Origin of the sequence: Pseudomonas sp. TYF_14, from assembly GCF_043105275.1 — a bacterium.
Lineage (GTDB): Bacteria > Pseudomonadota > Gammaproteobacteria > Pseudomonadales > Pseudomonadaceae > Aquipseudomonas > Aquipseudomonas alloputida.
Map to the genome: position 1 here is coordinate 51595 of NZ_JBICLK010000030.1, position 16096 is coordinate 67690.

Consider the following 16096-nt stretch of genomic DNA (forward strand, 5'->3'; position numbering starts at 1 on the left):
GAACCACGCCTCAGACGCCCATATCATTGGACACGCGAGCCACCCGCATTTGCCTCGTAAGCATGGTGGCAGGCATCCTCTCCAGCAGGCCATCAACCAGGTGCTGAGCGTGCCTGCTGTAGAGCGTCACCCGGTTTGATGAGTCCTCTCTGAAAGGTACGACACCGCCCACTTCCACCAGGGCAATTTTCAGTAAATTAATCACCACTGGGCCTACCTCAGACTCGTCCAGGAATTCGACTGTTAGCCTTGCGGGAGGCCCGGCTCCTTGCCACAGTTCGATGACGATCTGGTACAGCCCTGCATGGCCGAAATGATCCAGAGCCGCTCTCCATAGGGGCGCTTCCTGTGAAATGTCGATGCGGTTGCCACTCATACGAAAGGGGTCATTGTCTTGAAGCTCTACCTGGATTGCGAATTCACTCAGCTGTCGTCGGAAGCAAAATTGATTTCGCTCGCCTTGGTCGCTGAAAACGGTCGCGAATTCTACGTGGAATTGAAGGACACGTGGGACAAGCAAGACTGTAGCGATTTCGTGATCGGGATTGTGCTCCCACAGCTCTGGCATGGGAGTTATGCGATGCCCATTCTGGCGGCGCGTGACGCCCTTTTGGCCTTTCTCAAAGGTTTCTCTGAAACGCTGGAGATAGTGACCGACGCCCCGCAATTTGATTGGGAGCTTTTCTGCGAGCTTGCTTATGTTGACGGACGCTGGCCGAGCAACGTGCTGAACAGGCCCACTGACGCTACGACTCTGGACGCTTGCAACGATGGAGCACCTCTACCCCATCATGCCCTCTTGGACGCTCGAATCATTGCCGGCATGTTTGTCGCTCCTGAGTGATCGATCTGCCCCCGCCCTTGTCGGTTAGGCGCTACAGATCAATTGCCTCAGCACTGACCAACGCTCTCAGATGGTCAGGCATGTTGTTAGCAATGTTAAAATCGACCGCAACGCCGAGCAGCACCAACAGCTCGGCCTCAAGGTCTGCGATATCGAACAATGAAATCTTCCCTGCCAACGCGTCAGGTATGGTCGCAAGAAGATTCAGATCACTTCCCTCACGATCCTCATTTCGGGCTGTCGATCCGAAGATCTTTGGTGAGACAAAGCCGTAGTTTTCGACGACTAGCCTGACCTGATCCCGCTTGCCCTTAAGCGCGTCTGACGGCCTCACTGAAGAGCCCCAGTACGTTTATGCGTGTCCATCAATTGACAATCCCCAATCAAATACCCACAAAAAAAACAGGTTTATTTACATGCCTGTTTGACACCAAAAGCTAGCCGGGGCCTTACGGCCCCAAATGACGATGATGCAAGCAAGGGCTCCAGCCGTGCCCTACCTCTACGTCAACTGCTCAAATTTTAATCAAATCAGCAGTTTAAATCGGTTGGGCCACGACGAAAGCTGTTGCCGCTAGGGCCATTTTCTATCAGAAGAACCGAGGAGGCAGGGACACCACAGCTTTTCTTTTGATTTCAAATAAATAGAGCTCCGTTTTTTGAAAAAGCTTTCAATGGTGGCTTTTTGATGACGTCTCAAATCTGTACATAATGTCGCTTTAGCGACGTTTTTGGAGCACCTAAGGCCTCTTCTGCGGGCTTACCACGCTATACTGTTTATTCGTACAGTGCTGACTGATACGAGCCACCAGGCCGCTCCGATGGCTGCCCATAGGTGTCGGAATTCATTATGATGGCCTCCGAATTCGGCTCGCTCGGTCAGAAATGCGCCAGTTAGGAACGCAAACGAGGAGCTAGGAAGGGATATGGCAGAAACACAAATCGAGTGGACGGACTCTACTTGGAACCCAGTGGCCGGCTGCTCCATCATCAGCGCTGGGTGCAAAAACTGCTATGCCATGGAGATGGCGCGTCGCCTCGAGGCCATGGGTACCCCCAAGTACGTTGGGCTCACCCGCAAGAAGAACAAACGCATCGTCTGGAACGGTTCAATCGTCGAAGACCACGATTCCCTGGCCATCCCGTATCGCTGGAAGAAGCCCAGGAAGGTGTTCGTCAACTCCATGAGCGACCTGTTCCACGAGAAGGTAAGCGAAGAGTTCATCATCGCGGTCTGGAAGGTGATGCGTGAGACCCCTCACCATAACTATCAGATCCTGACGAAACGCCCTGAGCGGATGCGGCAAATCCTCAACGAGGTTATTACTGAGGTGCTGCCAAACGTCTGGCTGGGCACCTCGGTCGAAGATGCCGACGCCGCTGAGCGAGTCCAGTTTTTGAAGGAAACACCTGCCCAGATTCGGTTCATTTCCTTTGAGCCGCTGATTGGCCCCGTTGGCCCTATCGATCTCTCGCAAATCGACTGGGCTATCGTCGGTGGGGAGAGTGGAAACAAGGCGCGCCCGATTAAAGAGGGGTGGATCGACGAGATCTACACTCAGTGCTTGGAAAGCGGTACCGCGTTTTTCTTCAAGCAGTGGGGAACATGGGGTAAAGACAATGTTCGCCGCTCGAAAAAAGCCAACGGTAGAGAATATCGTGGCAAGACCTGGGACGAAATGCCTGTCAAGTTGGTAGGCATGGCCCAGTAGATCTACCGTAGCCTAATAAGGACGTTTCATGGTCGGAAAGAGCTATGCTTGGGAACAAGGAGCCACCCTGCTCGAGCATTCAAGGAAAAAGCATCAGATTCTTCGCGAATATTTCTACCAATACGTCCTGACACGCTGCAAACCCATGGTAAGGAGGTTTCGCCTCGCTATCGTCGACGGGTTTAGCGGTGCTGGCCGCTATGAATGTGGATCCGCCGGATCACCTATAATTTTCGTAGAGGAACTGAGTCGAGCCATCCTCGACATTAACCTTTACAGGATGAGTGAGAACCTGCCGCTTCTTGAAATAGAGTGCTGCCTCATCCTAAACGATGCCGACAAGAACGTAATAGAGATCTTAAAAGGTCACCTCAGTCCTATTCTTCTTGAGCACACTATTTCCAATCGATTCCTGACGATAAAACCGTATTATTTCAGCAATTTCTTTGAGAGCATTTACCCCTCAATTAAGGCCCAGATAAAGGCTGAAAAACTCACAAACATCATATTCAACTTAGACCAATGCGGGCACAGCCACGTACAAGTAGACACCCTGACAGACATGATGGCCATCAATGACTCTGTTGAGGTATTTTATACATTCATGATTTCGTCCTTAACGGCCTTTTTGAAGCAGCATGACCCTCAAACCCTGGCCTCACAGCTCGCTTATTTGAAGTTAAGCGTTCAGGACTTTGAAGCTCTTGAAAAGCTGCAATCCAAGAACTCATGGCTGGGCGTAGCCGAACGACTGGTCTTCGAAAATTTCAAAAAATGCGCTAGGTTTGTCAGCCCATTTTCAATAAACAACCCAAATGGTTGGCGCTATTGGTTGCTCCACCTGGCAAATAAACACAGAGCTCGCCAGGTATACAACGACGTACTTCACCAGAGCAGTGAAACTCAAGCTCACTTCGGTAGAGCTGGCTTGAACATGCTGGCCTACGACCCTAGTGAGGAGCAAAATCAAAACCTGTATCTCTTCAATGAATCAGCAAGAGACCAGGCAAAAGGTGAACTTTCAGAGGACATTCCAAAGTTTCTCTGCGACACAGGCCGCCCAGTGCTGGTGCAAGAGTTTTTCGAAAGAATCTACAACCATACTCCTGCTCACAGCGATGACATCAACAAGGCCATCCTAGGAAGCAGCGAGCTTGATGTGATTACCTTGAACGGCGGAAAAAGGCGAAACCAGATTACTGCCAAAGACTTCATTGAGTTCAAAAGACAGCGAAGCTTCTTCTTTTCATAACACCATAGAGAGCGAGCCAGCCTATATGACTGGTTCATGGACAGCCCACACTCAGGCATCGTTAAAAATCAAATCACGTGAGTAGGGACTAAACCTAAACATCATATACTCTTTTGGGTCACTGCTGGGGAAGTACACCTTCTTCACTGGATCATAACTGTAATCAGGATAAAATCCAAAAACCGTAACTTCCTTTGAGAGTGCCCACCCCCAAAGATATTTCACGAAGCCTTCGCGCTCGCGAAACTCTCTAGCTAACCTCTGGCCATAATCGAACCTTACCCAATCTCGCAGCTGATTAGTATTTTCTGCCGAAACAGCCCGATACCTCAACTCCCAGTCCTCACTAGCGCTAGTCACACTCGAAAGAGTAGCCTTTATGTCCATACCGGATGGAAATGACAGATAGCTTTGGCCTGCTCTAGCCACAGGCACAGAAAACGCCCCATCAATAAAGTTTATGTAATCCCTGGGAGGCATGTACGAGGCCCTGTGATTCGCGTAAACAAATTCACTATCGGAATTAACCTCTAGGGTAACTTCCTTAGGGCTAATTGGGCCGTTATATCTCTGAATGTCATTCGGAATTAGGTTTCGATCAGACTCCTTAGGGAATCTGATAGACAAGACAACTTTTTCAGAAACCTTATCGGAGTCATTGCCAACATTCAGCTCAACAGGAACTATTAGACGCTCACCACTGGCCAGGCTCGGACTCGCATAGAACAAATAAATCGGCTCACCGCGCTGAAGTGGTGCACTGTGTAGGTAAAGCTTAACTCCGCCTGCCGACCAACGTCCGTCTACAATGTCTCCAGCAATCTGATAGACGAGAGAAGTTGCACCCGCTCCTAGGAACAGGATCAAACCCGATGTAACCTTGTGATTTTTGATGTCGCCAATCAAGGATTTGATTTTTACCCACATATCAACCCCGAAAAAAGAGGCTACCACTTTCGACAGAGGCAGCCTCTTTGATCTATTTAAATTTTATATATGTGACACCAGCACTAATTAGTGGCTGAGCCATCCCTCAACCACGTCACCACCGTACTGAGCTTTCCATTCCTTCAGGAGCTTGTGATTGCCACCCTTGGTTTCAATGATCTCACCGTTGTGCGGGTTCTTGTACAGCTTCACCTGGCGCTCACGGCGCGGAGCCTTTTCGACAGCAGCGGGAGCCGCAAGGCGGCGGCTGGCCTGCGGATCGAGGATGTTGATGATGTCGCGAAGGCTATAGCCATACTGGGCCAGTAGGTCGCGCAGTTTGGTCTCAAACTCAATTTCTTTTTGGAGCTCAGAGCTACCCTTGAGGGCTTCGAGCTCAGCCAGCTGGGCTGCTAGTTGCTGTTCAAGTTGGCGGAATTCGGCAAGGCGAGACATAGGTAATCCTTAATACGATTGGTTGAAAACAGGATGACATCGTAAACCATCCAGACCTACTTTGTTGCCAAACGATAGCCTTGGCTCGACAAAAACATGTCAGTTTGGAGAGTGCTCCCTCAGCTTTCGCCCCCTCCCCTACCCCCATCCTGACACGAGTTCGAGTGAGTCAAGTGTTTGCCAACTACACTTCGCTCTTCTTCCCTAGAACAGGAGCGAAACGATGCTGATTTTCCCGACTGCAAATGCCAGTGATGATGAATGGTTCGAATTTGCTCAAGCAAGAGCAGAGGATCTCCTGCCCCACTTGAGAGAGTTCATCCTCGAGCGGTTCACTTACAAGCCTAGGTACGTTCAGCAGAAGGTCTGGAGATCATTCGCCACAGGCTCTGCACGGAGTAAACAGTTTGATCTCTATTTTCGGCTCTTCGCAAGGCCTGACGCTCACTGCCCTAGGGAAACATTGGTGATCGCTCGGCTGATGTTCGAACATCAGCGTGCTGGGCATGGCCGAGCCCTAGTTGAACGCCTGGTAGAACTGGCACCCACCCTTGGCTATCGGCACCTATTCATTGAGTGTGCAAATGCCAAGGCATCGGCATTTGCAGAGCGCTTAGGCTTCACAACCTACGACAACCGCCGAAACTGGGTAGCATCGGTCGATACTCTCCGTGAGTCCCTTGTATCTCAGACGGCTTGACCGCCCAGAGGCCATAACCTACTTATGACCAGGCCACCCTTCACGGGTGGCACAGAGTTGTCGCGGTACCGCCCAACTTCTCATTGACTCAACCAATCTGCGCCTGCTTTAGGCCCTGGATGTGTCGCCGCGCTCGAACATCGAGACTTTTCCAAAGATTGGTGATCGCTCAACTCCAACCAGCAATTTTGATTAGATTGGACTACTGCAGATGCAGCTTGATCGCCAGAGCGGCTTGAGTCATCGCATCACGGACAGTGGGAACTTCGGCGAGTACGTTGAGTAGGCCGTAGTCGTGGATCATGCCGTTGAAGCGGACGGCAGTAGGCGGCCTCACACGGCTCTACCTAGGCTTAGCTGCATTATCACTAAAACTGCCGAGAGCCAGGCGACGGCTTCAGGTAGCGCCGCGTTCAACCTCCCAACGGGGGTACGGCCATTGTGGCAGGTGGTGCCTGTATAAGCGTTTGCTAGGCATAGAGGATATTCGACCGCATGAAACTCTTTCTGGAGTGCAAATTCACTGAGCTAAGCCAGCAGGCCAAGCTCATCTCCATGGCGTTGGTCGCCGTGGATGGCCAGAAATTCTACGTTGAACTCCTCAATACATGGCGAGCATGCAGTGAGTTCGTGATGGAGATCGTGCTGCCAAAGCGCTGTGAGGTGAGTACGCCCTGCCGTTTGATGCCAGAGCGGCGCTCCTCCGGTTCCTGGCAACCGACGACGGAGAGCTCGAGGTTGTCACAGACTCCCCTGCCTACGACTGGGAGCTGTTTTGCGAGCTTGCCTATAACGACGGGAAACGGCCCCGGAACGTGAGGATTTTCCCCATTGATGCCACGACCCTGGCCACGACGAACGATGAGGAAGAACTGCCTCACAATACCCTGCTGGAAGCCAGGATCATCGCAAGCATGTTCACAGCTACAGCGTAACCATCTCACGCTCAATGGATTGCCTGAGGTGCTCGGGCATGTTGTTGTGAACGTGGAAGTCCACCGGCACACCTAGCAGAGCTTGAAGCTCATCTTCGAGCTCGGCGATGTCGAACAAGGAGATCTTGCCAGCCATTGCTGCAGGGATAGTGGCGAGAAGATCGAGATCACTCCCTTCGTGATCATCGCCTCGAGCGACAGAGCCGAAGAGTTTGGGCTCAACGAAGCCATAGGTCTCGATCAGGCGCCGGATGTCTGCTTCCTTTCCTCGTATCGCGTCAGTGGGCCTCATGCCTTTCTCCTTGAGCCACAGGCGCTCATCGATACCCCCAGCGAATCAGCATTTTGGTGCCCGCCTTTCCGGAGCTCAAGCGCTTCATTAGACTCGGTATAGCGATGCGAGGTGTCCAAGCCTGCTTTGGTAGGGCCCCATCCGTAGGGCCATAAACCGTTAAGTAGTGGCCCCACCCCAGGCCCAGTTACCGCCCACGACAATAAAAATCTCGGAGGTGAGCCCCCGATTGGCAAAGGCCTTCTTTACGGAGTTGCGCACAGAATCGCGGACTGCGCCCGCTCCCGATCCGTCAAAAAAGCCCATCGTCGAAGTGGTTGGAATCACCACGTTATGGCCTGCATCCGCCTTGACCACCTTGGCGAGCCCTATCCCCTTCAACTCTTCGTAAGCTTTTTCGTAGTCGTTCGATGACGCATTCTTCAGATCGAACGTGCAATACACGAGATAGCTCATGGATTTTTCTCCCCGGTGAGCTCGACTGCCGTAAGGTGGGCCCGCCATGAAGCGGGCAGCACCTGGTTTGGTCTTCAGCTAGGCCAGGGCTACTGCGTATGGCACAAGGTAGAGCAGTATTTGCAGCCGTTGGATTGGGGATAGACATTCCGAGCCTGGCGCACAGCGGTGGCACACGTAATGTGGTAGCCCAGGTCAAGACGGTTGTGAGGCGCTGGCAGATAGGTGCAGACACTGGTGTGCACTTCATGGTCACCATTGGCCTGCTTGTTCCGGTTCACGAAATACTGGGCCATGTCAGTTGCCTCGGTCTTTGTTCGACTGAGAAAGCACCGACCCCGCAAGGGCTTTGGTGGTGGCGTTGTACTTGTCGCTTTCCAGAACCCGACTGGCTTTGGTCTCCATTTCGGCACTGGTTTGCTTACCAGTGGATGCCTGCGACATAGCCGAGCCGGCCAGCTCCTTCTGGATCGCAGACGAACTGCCGCTGCGAAGGACTTCGGAAGCCAGGGTGGCTACAGTGGAGGAGGTTTGCTTCGTATTTTTCGGCACGATGATGTGCTCCTGATCGATATTGGATCAAATAGGCAGGAGCAACCCTTGAGCGGAAAACCGGGCTGGATGGTTGACAGCCAGACTCGGTTTTTCTCTAATGCGCGTCCCACCAATGTCCGCATTGGCTCAGGGAAGGCGGTTATGCGTGCTCGGCGACCAAACTTTGCACGCATACCCGCTGCCTTTCTGAATCCGCAGCGTGCCCGCCAAAAACACAAGATGTGGGGTTTCTGGAGAAACGAGATACAAGATAATGGGGTCATTTTGGCAATGCAAGGTATCCCCCTTGTGGATAACTTGTGCGCAAATTGTTAGTTGGATCCCAAAATCGTGCTGTATGGATGCACAGCCCTTCAAACATGCGGGTTCCAGCCTCGTCGGGCTGTAACATTTGGCAATACTTTCCCGTTTTGTCCCCTACCAGAGCCCCGCGATATGGCGAACTTTCGCGACCGTGTCGGCCCTGAGCCTGCAGTCCGACATCTACATCCGCATGTTTGTGAAGCCAAATGACTACTGGCCAACAGAGTGCCTCGTCCTGGCTCGAATTGGCTTCACAAAGGAAAGTGCAGGCCATGGGCGAGCGCTGGTGCAGCCTAGTTGAGCTGGCTCCCAATTCGGCTATCGATACCTCGCCATCGAGTCTGCCAATGCCAACGCATCAGCGTTCGCCGAAAGGCTGGGATTCAGCCCACGCGACAATCGCCGTCACTGGATCGGTGCGGTCGACGACGTGCAGAAAGTCTTGAATTGCTGATAGGTAGGACGTGGTCGGCCAGAGCTCAATGGCCTTTCTCTGCCGGCCTGCCAAGGGCTCGAAGCTGATAATCAGTGACGGCTTGAAACCGATGCTCAGCCATCAACCGCCTACGCTCCAACTCCATCCCCACGACCCCATCAGCTTTGGCCTGATGGTAGGCCTTCAGCGCTTCCACGGCCTCGGTGTACAACGGGTGATCGGGCATGAGCACCTTGCTCAGATCTCTTTTCACAATATCTCCCTTTCGCCACGGCTATCCCACTCGCTGCCATGCCAGCCTGGCGCAATCCAGCATCGTGAGCCAGGGAAGGATAGTCCATGAACACCGTCAGGCTGATTCGCCATGGTGAAAGCGCCGTCAACGCCGGCGAGCCCACCAGAGATCACGTAATCATCCATTTGACAGCAAAAGGCTTGGGGCAGGCCCATATGGTCGCTAAGTCGATCCGCCGGCCTCATTCTGGCCTCACAGTTCCTCCGTCCAAGCCTTACATCCCGCACCTGTCTTCAAAACGTGTCGAGTGTGAGCCGCAGGAGATCGATGGCCAAGTGATGCGAGGCTGGCGAGAGCCCAAATGGCCATCGGATCCGGAATCATTAGTCTCCTGATTCAAGAACATAAAATTATTCTGAGATTGCAACGGCGTTGACGTGTTCCCCAAAGCGTTAAAGGGGATGGAAGATATAGCCAGCTCCCTCTTGGTCATCCAATGCCACACCAAACTGTTGAAGTTTCTGACGCAGAGCTGGAGTGTCGACCCGGACTTTCCAATCCGTTCGAATTTGACTAGCTCTCAAGAGAGCGTCATAAAAAGCAAAGGCATCGAGCAGCTGTTCTCGATCAAGCAGGTACACAGTAAATGCGTTGCCTTTCCACGCAGCAACATTTAGCCCCAAGATTTCACATAGAGCGATTTTAGCCCGAGCATCGTCCCTGTCTGCCTTTCGAGAGCGCTCAATCTGATTCGCCAGAACGGGGTCAATGATACGGTCAGTAAATAATACTTCACCTTCATCCAAGACCTCAGGCGGACACACTTTACTCGCAGAGTTCAGAGGGATGAACGGATTTATTTCCGCAGGATAGATTCGACATACCAACGGACGCTCGTCATAGATGCCGCAAAGATTGTTATCACCCAGATTCTGACAGGCATTTAGGGCATTGCCCGCAAATACTGCAATGACATGGATTGAGGCATCACCACTGGTGACTTCCACCGCTCTGCCTTTGGCATGAGCAAACTCCTCCGGACTTGAACTCCAATGAAGCTCATCGAATGCCTCAAGCAGAATTGCTACCTCGTGCCCTCTGTTTAGCCACTGCCTCGTTTCATACAGCGTAAGTGGAATCAGCCGACCTTTACAGCAGACCCCACATCCGTTGCAGGCAAATCGGATAGAGTTGTTTTCCATAGAAGAACTCGAAAGTACTCTTGGCGCACCATTTTCAAAATTAACCTAGCAACGCCTTTTAAGAAAATGACCTAAACGGGACAATCACTGACCACGAAAGCACTTTTACCTATCAGGAATTTTCTTAAATTTTCGGAATAGTCCGCAGACACAGCCTGACGCACGCTTGGACGAGTCATTAGCGATTGCCTCCAGGATTCAACTCGAGGGAGCCCCTCCAGCACGATATTCTGCTCTGAAGAGTTAAGCACTTCAAAAAACCTGAAGATAGGTGCCATAACAACATCGACCATACTGAATTCAGCCCCTTCAAAGTACGGCCCAGCGACCAAGGCAGAATCAAGCTTCATTAGCTTTCCACGAAGTTCGGATGCCTTATGAACGAAACCCTCCTTATCGGCAGAGTTGATCATTCCCCAAGCATCCCCCATTGCGGCTGTAGCAAACTCCATCCATGCTCGATGCTTAGCTCGCTTCAAAGGCACAGTCGGATGTAATGGTACTTGGCGATACTCGTCTTCAATAAATTCACATATCGGAAAGCTTTCAAATAAAACAGTTTGATTTTCCTCCTCCCCACCTACGATCAACAGCGGTACCTTGCCGGACGGAGAGATTGCAAGGAACCATTCTGGCTTGTTAGCCAAGTCGATGGTTTCACGCTCGAAGGCAATATTTTTCTCGAGCAACGCAATTGCGACACGCTGGACGAACGGACACAATCCATGGCTCACGAGTTTGAGGTTATTGGACATTTCTTAGGCCTATGTTCAAAGGAGGCGAGACAGCGAGTACATCTAGGCCTACTAAGCCCTACACTGCCCCGCCCAAACGCTAAAGTGATAAGTTAGGAACTTTTACAGTCGGCGTCCGCCGTCCACAATGATCTCAGACCCAATCGTCCATTTGGATTCATCAGATGCTAGGTACACTACCGCTTTGGCGATCTCTTCTGGCGTGCCGAAACGACCTGCGGGGATGGCGGAAACAATTTCAGCGTTTACCTGCTCCCTGTACTCAACGGGAATACCGAGCTTATCATAAAGTGGGGTATCCACGGGGCCAGGACTCACAGCATTCAGACGAACACCGCGCCCAAGCAGCTCTGTTGAAAGTGTTTTCGACATATTCAGCAGCGCTGCTTTGGTAGCCGCGTAAACCGAAGAATTAGCATCTCCTACGTGAGCACTCACGGAAGTATTCAATACTACCGAGGCCGGATTTGCGAACACCGGCAGGAGTGCTTGAATCAGGAAATAAGGGCCTTTGACATTGATGTCAAAAGACCGATCAAACATCTCTTCAGTCCACGCCTCCATAGGCATCCATACTGAAACACCAGCATTGAGGAAAGCGATATCAAGCTGTCCAAAATGATCACGGATATCGAGAGCGAGTTTTTTCTGGGCTTCAACGTGGGCGGAGTCCGCCTGGAGTACCAGTACCTCACTCCCTAGCTGATCCTTGGCTTTAGCGATTGAATCTGGGTTCACACCTGTAACGACAACTCTGGCCCCCTCATTCAGGAAATTTTTAGCGGTCTCAAGACCAATACCGCTGGTGCCGCCGGTGATCAGTGCGCGTTTGCCTTGCAATCTTGCCATTGGAAATTCTCCTGGTGTGCGAGGCCTTCATGCCTCGGTTAGGGGTACTATGTACCTATGCCAGATGATTGATAAGATGGCGAAATTGAATAGCATTCATGCCGCACAAGCATAGATCGGAGGATGGAACGTGGATCGTCTGCTACTGATGACATGCTTTGTACGTACTGTGGAAACGGGTAGCTTCTCGTCGGCAGGTCGAGATTTAGGCCTTGGCCAACCGAACGTAAGCCGCTATGTAGCCGCCTTGGAAGATCATCTGAAGACCCGGTTACTTCACAGATCCACCAGGAAACTGTCCCTTACGCCGGAAGGAGAGCGGTACTATGCGGATGCACGTCGAATCCTCGATGCCATTGCTGAATCGGAATCGGCACTGAAGAACGACGTTTTACCATCTGGGCTGTTGAGGGTAGCCTGCCCAACAGCTCTGGCACACACCTTCATCATTCCCGAAATACCTAGATTCCTAAGCCTTTACCCGGAACTGACGCTCGACCTGCAGATTAATGATCGTTTCGTAAACCTCGTGGACGAGGGCGCTGACCTAGCACTACGGATCGGCCACTTCGATGACAAGACACTACGAACTAAAGCATTAGGTTCATTCAAACGGGTATGCGTCGCAAGTTCAGATTATTTAGCGAAGCGTGGTACTCCTTCCACGCCACAAGATCTCGAACATCATGACTGTATAATTTATACATTATTAAGCACAGGGGCCACATGGCGTTTTCGTAATGTGGACATACCTGTCACCGGAAAGCTCAGAGTAAACTCTCCAGAGGCTACCCGAGAGTTAGTCAATGCGGGCGTGGGGATAGCACAAGGGCCCCAATGGCTTTACGAGGCGGGCTTGAGCAATGGAAATCTTAAACTGATACTTCAGGAGTTTTATCCGCCTCCCGTACCTATCCAGTTTGTTTACATTGCGGATCGGCTCATGCCTAAAAGGGCGCTGGTATTCATGGATTTCATAGCGGAAGCATTCGCCAACAGCCCCGTGATTGACGAATGTTAAGCCTCACCCTAGCTAATGTGTCTCCGAGACTGCTGCCGCTGGCCGGTCTCGCTACCGGCTGCAGGCTATTTGACGCTCTCGATCATGAATCCTCACCTACGCCCCCATCGGCGAAGCAATTAGCCGACAGCAGCAAGGCCTAGGCAGCATGTCGTGGTGCTGGAGATCGTTGAAGCCTACCAAACACTAAAAATCTGTTGACCATTACGTGCATATGCACGTACTTTGGATAGATGAACCTCGATTGCACATGCTTCCGCGTCAGGCGGCTTTCTAGACATATTTCGCAGCTCTACGATGATGCCTTGCGTCCCGTAGGCCTGCGAGTCACGCAGTTCAGTCTGCTCTCAGCGCTTAAGAAAAACGGAACGATGACTGTGACGAGCCTGGCTGACTACCTGGGCTCAGACCACACCTCCATTTCTCGGGCACTAGCAACCCTGAAGAGTCACGATTGGGTCATGTTGACTCAGGGCGACGACAAGCGCTCAACCTTGGTAGAAATCTCAAATCTGGGTCTTGAGGTAGTCCGCGAGGCAACTCCCTATTGGAGTAATGCACAGCAGCGGATTTCCGACTTATTAGGAAGTGGAACCAAGCTTGAGCTAGATAAAGGCTTGGATGAGCTTTTCATGAGGCTATCTGAATTATGAATGACTTCAACAAGCACTATAAAGGAACAATAGAGTTTGATGTTTCGCTCGTATCGGACAGCGAAGCCCAAGGTCAAACTCCAATCACTGAAGGCATTCGCAACCCGTTTGGTACTGTACACGCTGGGGCGATGATTTGGTTCGCTGATGTCGTAGCGACCACCCTTGCACTGCAGGGCGCTTCGCCTGAAGAAGGCATGGCAGGATTTCCTCTAGCCATTAACCTTTCAGCAAATATGCTAAGTAACTCAAGCGAGGGCAGATTGATTGCTACAGCCCGCTTCGTTAAGAGAGGCCGCAAGGTTTCGACTATCCGTACAACTGTAGAGAGCGATCAAGGTCGGCTCCTCTTAGACATGACGACAACGCACATACCCTCCTAAACTGCCGCATTAGAGCCTAAGTAATATCTATCCAAATCAAGAGATAGAGTGACCATCAGCCACTTCGCCACGTTAGAGGAACTTCAAATGCCAGTCTTCACTGCATACCTGCCAAAAGGTCGTTTTTCTTCAGAAGAGAAACGCTCAATCGCACATGCATTCAACCAAACCCTTGTTCAGGGCCTGGGCATACCTGAAGGGGATCACTTCGTTGTGCTGAGCGAGCACGGGAATGATGAACTCTTCATGCATCCCACATTCATGGGTATGAATCGTGACCCTAAAAATGCCATGATCGTAACCGTGCTATTGGGAGCTCACAGGCCTCTTGAGGACAAGAGAGCTCTGGTTAGCACCTTGAATCGGTTGGTTTGCGAGGCAGTAGATATATCCCCTGACGACATTTTTGTAGCACTAATTCCCGCACCGAATGAGAATTTTTCGTTTGGCAGAGGCGAATTACAGCTAGCGGAAGGTAGCCCCAAGTGGTGACTTAAGCGCTAGGGCTTGGGAGCCTTACACCCAAGCCTTAGCAACTAGAATACAGACAATCCAAATATTATTGAGCTTTAGACTTCAACAACGAAATACCGGTCATCTCTTTGGGCTGCGAAAGACTCAGAATATCCAAAATGGTTGGAGCGATATCACACAGCCGTCCATTACTAAGGCCGAATTTCTTACCACCGGAAATGTAGATGAGAGGAACGGCATTAAGAGTATGGGCAGTGTGAACTTGTCCGGCCTCCGGATCCCACATCTGCTCAACGTTGCCGTGATCTGCAGTTATCAGGCAATTGCCACCCGACACAAGCACTGCATCCACAACACGTCGAAGGCATTGATCGACGGCCTCCACAGCTTTTACCGCAGCTTCAAAAACACCGCTATGACCAACCATGTCTCCATTTGCATAATTACATACAATCAAATCATGATTGGCACTTAATATTTCTGCGACTAAATTATCTGTCAACTCAAAGGCACTCATCTCGGGCTGAAGATCGTAGGACTCTACCAGCGGAGATTTAACAAGAATCCTTTTTTCCAGTGAGAATGGCTCCTCCTGCCCCCCGTTAAAGAAAAACGTAACGTGGGCATACTTCTCTGTTTCGGCAATTCTAAGTTGAGACTTTCCCAGCCAGGCCATGTACTCACCCAGGCTGTTCCTTATAGGTTCGGGCGGAAAAGCACATAATACATCAAACTCTTCTGCGTAGCGCGTCATAGTGAGCATCTGCTCCTTGCCTATGACAAGAGGCCTCTTAAACTCAGAAAAATTAGAATCAGTGAGCGATTTGCATATTTGACGAGATCGGTCAGGCCTGAAATTTAACAGTATGACAGCATCGTTTTCACTAACGGCAACAGGGCTTCCGACCGATGTTGCCTGGACAAACTCATCGCTTTCGTCACGTGCATAGGCTTCCTGAAGAGCCTCCTGCGCAGTTGCATAGTGAAACTTGCTTTGCCCTTGAACAATTAACCTGTAGGCCGCCTCTACCCGACTCCATCGATTATCGCGATCCATCGCATAGTAACGCCCTACTAATGACGCGATCCTACCACTGCCACTGCTGGCCAACTCAAGTTCAAGGGCAGAAATAGATTCTGAGGCGCTTTTGGGTGGGGTATCTCTTCCATCAAGAAACGCATGAACATAGCACTGTTCAATACCATTCGCCGCAACCAAACTTGATGCTGCAACAAAATGATCCAAGTGGCTATGTACACCGCCAGGTGACAATAAGCCAAGCAGATGAACTGAACCACCTCGCTGTCTTGTACGTTTCAAAACCTCTAGAAAAGCCTCGTTCTCATAGAACGAGCCATCCTCAATACTTTTATTGATCCGCGAAAAATTTTGATAAACGATCCGGCCCGCTCCGAGGTTCATATGACCGACCTCGGAATTCCCCATTTGACCATCAGGAAGCCCTACAGCCATACCGGACGTCGCAATCTCACTGTGTGGGTAATTTTCGAAAAGGTAGTCCAGGGTCGGAGTGTTGGCCGCAGCTACTGCATTGGCCTCCTGCTGAGACCTCAGTCCAATCCCGTCCAAAATAATTAGAGTGCAGGTTGTCATATGAGAACCTCTGAATAATAATCCTGGCGCACACGATTCAT

General features: G+C 51.2%; 21 protein-coding genes and 1 pseudogene. 9 read left to right on the forward strand and 13 right to left on the reverse strand.

The window, feature by feature from the left end:
• Positions 1-10: 10 nt before the first annotated feature.
• The gene (locus ACF8O8_RS08695; RefSeq protein WP_392509530.1) at positions 11-376 is read right to left on the reverse strand and encodes a hypothetical protein; all 366 of its coding nucleotides are present in this window, start codon (positions 374-376) and stop codon (positions 11-13) included.
• Positions 377-394: 18 nt separating this feature from the next.
• On the opposite strand from ACF8O8_RS08695, the gene ACF8O8_RS08700 reads away from it, so the two are divergent.
• Positions 395-844 carry a hypothetical protein gene (locus ACF8O8_RS08700; RefSeq protein ID WP_392509531.1) on the forward strand — a complete coding sequence of 150 codons (450 nt, stop codon included), beginning with the start codon at positions 395-397 and terminating at the stop codon, positions 842-844.
• A gap of 31 nt (positions 845-875) precedes the next feature.
• Here ACF8O8_RS08700 and ACF8O8_RS08705 read toward each other — a convergent pair whose 3' ends face one another.
• Entirely contained in the window at positions 876-1178 is a 303-nt protein-coding gene (locus tag ACF8O8_RS08705) for a nucleotidyltransferase family protein (RefSeq protein ID WP_392509532.1), read from the reverse strand.
• A gap of 592 nt (positions 1179-1770) precedes the next feature.
• Between ACF8O8_RS08705 and ACF8O8_RS08710 the strand changes: the two genes are divergently transcribed.
• Positions 1771-2556 (forward strand): phage Gp37/Gp68 family protein, encoded by a 786-nt coding sequence (locus ACF8O8_RS08710; protein WP_392509533.1) that lies wholly within the window; start codon positions 1771-1773, stop codon positions 2554-2556.
• A gap of 28 nt (positions 2557-2584) precedes the next feature.
• Positions 2585-3808, forward strand: a complete 1224-nt coding sequence (locus tag ACF8O8_RS08715; RefSeq protein WP_392509534.1) for a three-Cys-motif partner protein TcmP — start codon at positions 2585-2587, stop codon at positions 3806-3808.
• A gap of 51 nt (positions 3809-3859) precedes the next feature.
• Here ACF8O8_RS08715 and ACF8O8_RS08720 read toward each other — a convergent pair whose 3' ends face one another.
• Entirely contained in the window at positions 3860-4675 is an 816-nt protein-coding gene (locus tag ACF8O8_RS08720) for a hypothetical protein (protein ID WP_392509535.1), read from the reverse strand.
• A 147-nt stretch (positions 4676-4822) separates the two neighbouring features.
• Complete coding sequence (locus ACF8O8_RS08725) at positions 4823-5191, reverse strand: histone-like nucleoid-structuring protein, MvaT/MvaU family (protein ID WP_392509536.1); 369 nt, start codon at positions 5189-5191, stop codon at positions 4823-4825.
• A 223-nt stretch (positions 5192-5414) separates the two neighbouring features.
• Here ACF8O8_RS08725 and ACF8O8_RS08730 point away from each other — a divergent pair, with 223 nt between their 5' ends.
• On the forward strand, positions 5415-5891 hold the full coding sequence (locus tag ACF8O8_RS08730) for a GNAT family N-acetyltransferase (protein ID WP_392509537.1): 477 nt from the start codon (positions 5415-5417) through the stop codon (positions 5889-5891).
• A 202-nt stretch (positions 5892-6093) separates the two neighbouring features.
• On the opposite strand, the pseudogene ACF8O8_RS08735 reads toward ACF8O8_RS08730, so the two are convergent.
• From ACF8O8_RS08735 to ACF8O8_RS08755, 5 genes and pseudogenes are all read right to left on the reverse strand, one after another.
• Positions 6094-6222, reverse strand: a pseudogene (locus ACF8O8_RS08735) (alpha/beta hydrolase); the annotation flags it as partial.
• A gap of 593 nt (positions 6223-6815) precedes the next feature.
• Positions 6816-7118 (reverse strand): nucleotidyltransferase family protein, encoded by a 303-nt coding sequence (locus ACF8O8_RS08740; RefSeq protein ID WP_392509538.1) that lies wholly within the window; start codon positions 7116-7118, stop codon positions 6816-6818.
• Positions 7119-7277: 159 nt separating this feature from the next.
• A complete protein-coding gene (locus ACF8O8_RS08745; protein ID WP_392509539.1) occupies positions 7278-7574 on the reverse strand; it encodes a hypothetical protein in 297 nt (98 codons plus the stop codon).
• A 297-nt stretch (positions 7575-7871) separates the two neighbouring features.
• Complete coding sequence (locus ACF8O8_RS08750; RefSeq protein ID WP_392509540.1) at positions 7872-8126, reverse strand: hypothetical protein; 255 nt, start codon at positions 8124-8126, stop codon at positions 7872-7874.
• Positions 8127-8911: 785 nt separating this feature from the next.
• Positions 8912-9121, reverse strand: coding sequence for a hypothetical protein (locus ACF8O8_RS08755; RefSeq protein ID WP_392509541.1), 210 nt, complete (start codon positions 9119-9121; stop codon positions 8912-8914).
• Between the two features lie 86 nt (positions 9122-9207).
• Here ACF8O8_RS08755 and ACF8O8_RS08760 point away from each other — a divergent pair, with 86 nt between their 5' ends.
• Positions 9208-9498 carry a hypothetical protein gene (locus ACF8O8_RS08760; protein WP_392509542.1) on the forward strand — a complete coding sequence of 97 codons (291 nt, stop codon included), beginning with the start codon at positions 9208-9210 and terminating at the stop codon, positions 9496-9498.
• A 57-nt stretch (positions 9499-9555) separates the two neighbouring features.
• Here ACF8O8_RS08760 and ACF8O8_RS08765 read toward each other — a convergent pair whose 3' ends face one another.
• From ACF8O8_RS08765 to ACF8O8_RS08775, 3 genes are all read right to left on the reverse strand, one after another.
• Positions 9556-10305: a YkgJ family cysteine cluster protein gene (locus tag ACF8O8_RS08765; RefSeq protein WP_392509543.1), complete on the reverse strand. Its 750-nt coding sequence runs from the start codon at positions 10303-10305 to the stop codon at positions 9556-9558.
• A 71-nt stretch (positions 10306-10376) separates the two neighbouring features.
• Complete coding sequence (locus ACF8O8_RS08770) at positions 10377-11060, reverse strand: glutathione S-transferase family protein (protein WP_392509544.1); 684 nt, start codon at positions 11058-11060, stop codon at positions 10377-10379.
• Positions 11061-11162: 102 nt separating this feature from the next.
• The gene (locus ACF8O8_RS08775) at positions 11163-11909 is read right to left on the reverse strand and encodes an SDR family oxidoreductase (RefSeq protein ID WP_392509545.1); all 747 of its coding nucleotides are present in this window, start codon (positions 11907-11909) and stop codon (positions 11163-11165) included.
• 130 nt (positions 11910-12039) lie between these two features.
• Between ACF8O8_RS08775 and ACF8O8_RS08780 the strand changes: the two genes are divergently transcribed.
• The 4 genes from ACF8O8_RS08780 (at position 12040) to ACF8O8_RS08795 (ending at position 14458) form a co-directional block, all read left to right on the forward strand.
• A complete protein-coding gene (locus tag ACF8O8_RS08780; RefSeq protein WP_392509546.1) occupies positions 12040-12930 on the forward strand; it encodes a LysR family transcriptional regulator in 891 nt (296 codons plus the stop codon).
• A gap of 233 nt (positions 12931-13163) precedes the next feature.
• Positions 13164-13583: a MarR family winged helix-turn-helix transcriptional regulator gene (locus ACF8O8_RS08785; RefSeq protein ID WP_392509547.1), complete on the forward strand. Its 420-nt coding sequence runs from the start codon at positions 13164-13166 to the stop codon at positions 13581-13583.
• Complete coding sequence (locus ACF8O8_RS08790; RefSeq protein ID WP_392509548.1) at positions 13580-13966, forward strand: PaaI family thioesterase; 387 nt, start codon at positions 13580-13582, stop codon at positions 13964-13966. The genes ACF8O8_RS08785 and ACF8O8_RS08790 overlap by 4 nt, the downstream gene beginning before the upstream one ends.
• Before the next feature lie 48 nt (positions 13967-14014).
• Entirely contained in the window at positions 14015-14458 is a 444-nt protein-coding gene (locus ACF8O8_RS08795; RefSeq protein ID WP_281869261.1) for a tautomerase family protein, read from the forward strand.
• 67 nt (positions 14459-14525) lie between these two features.
• Here ACF8O8_RS08795 and gpmI read toward each other — a convergent pair whose 3' ends face one another.
• Entirely contained in the window at positions 14526-16055 is a 1530-nt protein-coding gene (gene gpmI, locus ACF8O8_RS08800; protein ID WP_392509549.1) for a 2,3-bisphosphoglycerate-independent phosphoglycerate mutase, read from the reverse strand.
• Between the last annotated feature and the right edge of the window lie 41 nt (positions 16056-16096).

Coding starts and splice junctions, on each gene's coding strand:
- ACF8O8_RS08695 (WP_392509530.1), bottom strand. CDS start 376: ATGAGTGGCAACCGCATCGACATTTCACAGGAAGCGCCCCTATGGAGA.
- ACF8O8_RS08745 (WP_392509539.1), bottom strand. CDS start 7,574: ATGAGCTATCTCGTGTATTGCACGTTCGATCTGAAGAATGCGTCATCG.
- ACF8O8_RS08760 (WP_392509542.1), top strand. CDS start 9,208: ATGAACACCGTCAGGCTGATTCGCCATGGTGAAAGCGCCGTCAACGCC.
- ACF8O8_RS08790 (WP_392509548.1), top strand. CDS start 13,580: ATGAATGACTTCAACAAGCACTATAAAGGAACAATAGAGTTTGATGTT.
- gpmI (WP_392509549.1), bottom strand. CDS start 16,055: ATGACAACCTGCACTCTAATTATTTTGGACGGGATTGGACTGAGGTCT.
- ACF8O8_RS08715 (WP_392509534.1), top strand. CDS start 2,585: ATGGTCGGAAAGAGCTATGCTTGGGAACAAGGAGCCACCCTGCTCGAG.
- ACF8O8_RS08775 (WP_392509545.1), bottom strand. CDS start 11,909: ATGGCAAGATTGCAAGGCAAACGCGCACTGATCACCGGCGGCACCAGC.
- ACF8O8_RS08740 (WP_392509538.1), bottom strand. CDS start 7,118: ATGAGGCCCACTGACGCGATACGAGGAAAGGAAGCAGACATCCGGCGC.
- ACF8O8_RS08725 (WP_392509536.1), bottom strand. CDS start 5,191: ATGTCTCGCCTTGCCGAATTCCGCCAACTTGAACAGCAACTAGCAGCC.
- ACF8O8_RS08765 (WP_392509543.1), bottom strand. CDS start 10,305: ATGGAAAACAACTCTATCCGATTTGCCTGCAACGGATGTGGGGTCTGC.
- ACF8O8_RS08770 (WP_392509544.1), bottom strand. CDS start 11,060: ATGTCCAATAACCTCAAACTCGTGAGCCATGGATTGTGTCCGTTCGTC.
- ACF8O8_RS08730 (WP_392509537.1), top strand. CDS start 5,415: ATGCTGATTTTCCCGACTGCAAATGCCAGTGATGATGAATGGTTCGAA.
- ACF8O8_RS08785 (WP_392509547.1), top strand. CDS start 13,164: ATGAACCTCGATTGCACATGCTTCCGCGTCAGGCGGCTTTCTAGACAT.
- ACF8O8_RS08710 (WP_392509533.1), top strand. CDS start 1,771: ATGGCAGAAACACAAATCGAGTGGACGGACTCTACTTGGAACCCAGTG.